Source organism: Acinetobacter sp. YH16042 (assembly GCF_013417245.1).
Taxonomy (GTDB): domain Bacteria; phylum Pseudomonadota; class Gammaproteobacteria; order Pseudomonadales; family Moraxellaceae; genus Acinetobacter; species Acinetobacter amyesii.
Genome location: NZ_VPEJ01000057.1, coordinates 1 through 4,271, shown reverse-complemented (window position 1 = coordinate 4,271; position 4,271 = coordinate 1). Strand labels below are relative to the sequence as shown.

General features: G+C 51.0%; 2 protein-coding genes and 2 pseudogenes. 2 read left to right on the top strand and 2 right to left on the bottom strand.

Annotated features, from left to right (window positions below; genetic code table 11):
• Window positions 1–1,127: 1,127 nt before the first annotated feature.
• Window positions 1,128–1,310, bottom strand: a pseudogene (locus FTV37_RS16480) (TM2 domain-containing protein); the annotation flags it as partial.
• Between FTV37_RS16480 and FTV37_RS16475 the strand changes: the two are divergent.
• The gene (locus FTV37_RS16475) at window positions 1,310–1,549 is read left to right on the top strand and encodes a cupin domain-containing protein (RefSeq protein ID WP_218945200.1); all 240 of its coding nucleotides are present in this window, start codon (window positions 1,310–1,312) and stop codon (window positions 1,547–1,549) included. The pseudogene FTV37_RS16480 and the gene FTV37_RS16475 sit on opposite strands and share 1 nt — an antisense overlap.
• Before the next feature lie 37 nt (window positions 1,550–1,586).
• Here the strand turns inward: FTV37_RS16475 and wzz(fepE) are convergent, their stop codons facing one another.
• A complete protein-coding gene (gene wzz(fepE), locus FTV37_RS16470; RefSeq protein ID WP_021544858.1) occupies window positions 1,587–2,729 on the bottom strand; it encodes an LPS O-antigen length regulator Wzz(fepE) in 1,143 nt (380 codons plus the stop codon).
• Window positions 2,730–2,923: 194 nt separating this feature from the next.
• On the opposite strand from wzz(fepE), the pseudogene FTV37_RS16465 reads away from it, so the two are divergent.
• Window positions 2,924–3,386 (top strand): annotated as a pseudogene (locus FTV37_RS16465) (transposase).
• Window positions 3,387–4,271 lie beyond the last annotated feature (885 nt).

The window sequence follows — 4,271 nt, the reverse complement described above, 5'->3', positions numbered from 1 at the left end:
TAAACGCGGCCATAACAGCGGAATGACACCGGTAAACCGAAAGGCAGGAACAGGAGAGCGCACGAGGGAGCCACCAGGGGGAAACGCCTGGTATCTTTAAGTCCTGTCGGGTTTCGCCACCACTGATTTGAGCGTCAGATTCTGTGATGCTTGTCAGGGGGGCGGAGCCTATGGAAAACCGGCAACGCCGCGGCCTTTTCTTTTGCCTCTCGATCCTCTCTCATTGCCTGTGCCTTAATGTCTCCGTTCCCTCCGCTCGCCGCAGCCGAACGACCGAGCGTAGCGAGTCAGTGAGCGAGGAAGCGGAATATCCCCGGACTTATCTTCGGCACCGTACGCGCCAGTGCTGCATTTTTTAATACGATGCAGGATAGGGCTAACGCCGCAAAGTGACGTCACCTGACGTTCCTGGATTACAAAGGTTAAAGCAGCGGACAGGAAATGTTTTGTGCCCACAGCTATGCTGGCTTATTCACAAAACAGCGGGACAAGATGTGTTTTTGGAGTACCGCCGGCCCGCTAAAGACTCCTGGTTAGCTCCCGCATGTTTGCTATCTTTTTGCTACCATTTTGCTACTTTTTTGCTATCTCCAGAGTCTTCTGGTCTTTCGGTTGCTATCCTTTTGCTACTTTTTTGCTATCAAAATGCTACCTCTCCCTTCTTGCAATAAATGACCAAGGCACGTTAGCGATGTATACATCGCCGCGCCGCAAGGGTGCCCCTTCCGAATCCCGTTCATCACTGCGTGCTGATTCATCCACGTTAAATCCGACCCCCTTAGCAATAAATCCAGCCATGCCTGACGGCCTGGCCAACGCCTCACGGCCGCACAGTAAACTGCACACCCGTGAGGCGTTATTCGTGAGGTTCAGTGGTGCTTTTGGGCGTCCAGCCGGATTTTAGCCGCTAAAATCCCGGCCATGCATGTGTGTGCATAGCCATGCAGACGCGCCAGAATCATCAGGCGCGTTTTTTCACGATATAGGCACAGGGAAGTGTCGGAAACAGGCAGGAAGACCCAGAAACGCCCTGAGAGCCTCTCAGGCGGTGCACGCAACGGATGTTATGGTAAATCTGCCTCACAGACTGGTACAAAAAAAGCCCCGCAGGGCTTTTTTGCTATGAGTTAGCCATATTTTCTTGCGAATTTTTCATCGGAATCGCATAGATAAATAATAAACTCAATAAACGCGATGATCGCGGGTATGAATGTCCAGCAAAAAATTAGATACAGGAATCCCTGTCCTATTTTACCTAAGTAAAATTTATGTACGCCAAATCCACCAAGGAAGAATGCTAAGAAAGATGATGGCGGTGGAGGTCAATTTTGAGCAGGGTGCGATTGGCCCGATGCACAATCACCCGCATGAACAGCTTACCTATGTGCTCTCCGGGGAGTTCGAGTTTACGATAGGTGAAGAAAAGCAGATCGTGACGGCGGGCGATACGCTCTATAAAGCGCCGCACGTGATGCACGGCTGCATTTGCCTGAAGCCCGGCACCCTTCTGGATACCTTTACGCCGGTGCGCGACGATTTCCTGAAATAAAAAAAGGCGCTGAATCAGCGCCTTTTTAATATCGTCGTTACTCTGTTGCTGGCGTTACGGCCGTTATCGGCTCTGGCAACGGATTACGCGAGAGCATTGCCTCACGCAGCAGCACGCTGCCGCAGGCAAACAGGCCGCCCAGAATCCCTGCCAGCAGCACAATCAGGGCTTTGCCCGGACCGTCTTTTTTCACCGGCAGTGACGGTGAAAGCTGATACCTGAAGGGTTCAAGCTTCACGTCTTCCACGGACAGTTTTTGCAACTGAGTCAGATAGTATTCACGGTTCTGGAAATCCGCATTCAGCTCGGCCACGTCCTTCAGATTCTTTTCAATCTGCAGCTTTTGCGCAATACCGTCAGCACCCAGCGCCACGGAGTAGTCAGGATCGTCTTTTACCGCCTGTCCGTTGCTGTAAACCGGCTTCTTAATGCCTGCCGCGTTCGCCACTTCCAGCGAATAGTTGAGGCGCTGCAGGTTGGTGTTGTGGATATTGGTCAGACGCACGCGATCCAGCTCCAGCTGCTGCTGAACGACTTTCGTTTTCAGCGTGATCTGGTTACGGATATTTTCCATCGTCTCCTGCTCAACAATGCGGGAGATATAGTTGATGTAACCTTCCAGAACCGTCTGCGCGTCTCCCGCCGTCGGGGCGGTAAAGCTCAGCGTCCATGAGGTATACGGCGCTTTGTCTGCGTCTTTAACCTGCGTGTTATCTGTCGCTTTCATTTTCTCAGCAATATTCACCACCGCGCGATGCAGCTCCAGCGGGTCTACCTCGGTGCCTTCCAGCTGAGACATCACGTACGGGGAGGTTTTCATGTACTCTTCGAGCAGCGACTGCGACTGAAACTTTTTGATGAACAGGTTAAACACGTCTCCACGGCTCACCTTCGCGTCGACGTCCAGCACCTGCAGCGTCACCATCATCTGGCGCAGCGTGTTCCACTGCGTCTGCTCGGCCGGCGTGATCACGGCTTTACTGGTCCATTTTTGCGGGATTAAAAACGCAATGGCCAACCCTACTACGGCGAACGCCAGGACGATCGTCACAATACGTTTTTTGGCTGCCAGAAGTACGTCTAACAACCCCAGGAGATCTATCTCTTTGGTGCTTACCGCCGGAGTGGCATAACGGGGAAAATCGAGGTCCGTGTTTTTCTTGAAATCCATCGCTGACATAACCGTTCTTCTTTTTGGAGCGCAGTAAATTTCTGCCTGATTGGTTGCAGTGGTCGGATGATACAAGAAAGTAAGAATAATCTGAACGCCAGATTGATCTATCTGTAGACCGACTATCAGATTTAGGGAAGGTGCGAACAAGTCCCTGATATGAGATCATGTTTGTCATCTGGAGCCATGGAACAGGGTTCATCATGAGTCATCAACTTACCTTCGCCGACAGTGAATTCAGCAGTAAGCGCCGTCAGACCAGAAAAGAGATTTTCTTGTCCCGCATGGAGCAGATTCTGCCATGGCAAAACATGGTGGAAGTCATCGAGCCGTTTTACCCCAAGGCTGGTAATGGCCGGCGACCTTATCCGCTGGAAACCATGCTACGCATTCACTGCATGCAGCATTGGTACAACCTGAGCGATGGCGCGATCGAAGATGCTCTGTACGAAATCGCCTCCATGCGTCTGTTTGCCCGGTTACATGAAAGCCAGCATCCGGGCCAAGGTGGAGCACCCATTTCGCATCATCAAGCGACAGTTCGGCTTCGTGAAAGCCAGATACAAGGGGTTGCTGAAAAACGATAACCAACTGGCGATGTTATTCACGCTGGCCAACCTGTTTCGGGCGGACCAAATGATACGTCAGTGGGAGAGATCTCACTAAAAACTGGGAATAACGCCTTAAATGGCGAAGAAACGGTCTAAATAGGCTGATTCAAGGCATTTACGGGAGAAAAAAATCGGCTCAAACATGAAGAAATGAAATGACTGAGTCAACCGAGAAGAATTTCCCCGCTTATTCGCACCTTCCCTAATAGCGCGGCTGCGATTCTACTTTTTTCACCTGAACCTGAAGAGGCGTTTGTGGCTCCGCAGTGTGGGCATGACTTTGCTGTTTCGTGTATTTCCTTGCCGCATCCTCGGCAGTAAACCATTGAACTCATTTTTTATCCTCGAGCTTATTTTTAGTTGGGATGCATAATATCCGATGTTTTATAACGATATGCATCCTATATGCTCGGGTGGGATAGATTTCCATTATGGTGAAGGATCTTCTTGAGATCCTTTCTGTAGCGTCGTAATCTCTTGCTCAGTAAACGAAAAAACCGCCCAGCAAGGCGGTTTTTCGAAGGTTCTCAGAGCTGCAACTCTTTGAACCGTGGTAACTGGCTTATGAGGAGCGCAGTAACCAAATCTGTTCTTTCAGTTTAGCCTTAACAGGCGCATAACTTCAAGACTAACTCCTCTAAATCAGTTACCAGTGGCTGCTGCCAGTGGCGCTTTGTCGTGTCTTTCCGGCTTGGACTCAAGTCGATAGTTACCGGAGAAGACGCAGCGGTCGGACTGAACGGGGGGTTCGTGCATACAGTCCAGCTTGGAGCGAACTGCCTACCCGGAACTGAGTGTCAGGCGTGGAATGAGATAAACGCGGCCATAACAGCGGAATGACACCGGTAAACCGAAAGGCAGGAACAGGAGAGCGCACGAGGGAGCCACCAGGGGGAAACGCCTGGTATCTTTAAGTCCTGTCGGGTTTCGCCACCACTGA

Bases quoted from the DNA above. Each gene is read 5' to 3' on its own strand.
- FTV37_RS16475 (WP_218945200.1), top strand. From the start codon at position 1,310: ATGGCGGTGGAGGTCAATTTTGAGCAGGGTGCGATTGGCCCGATGCAC.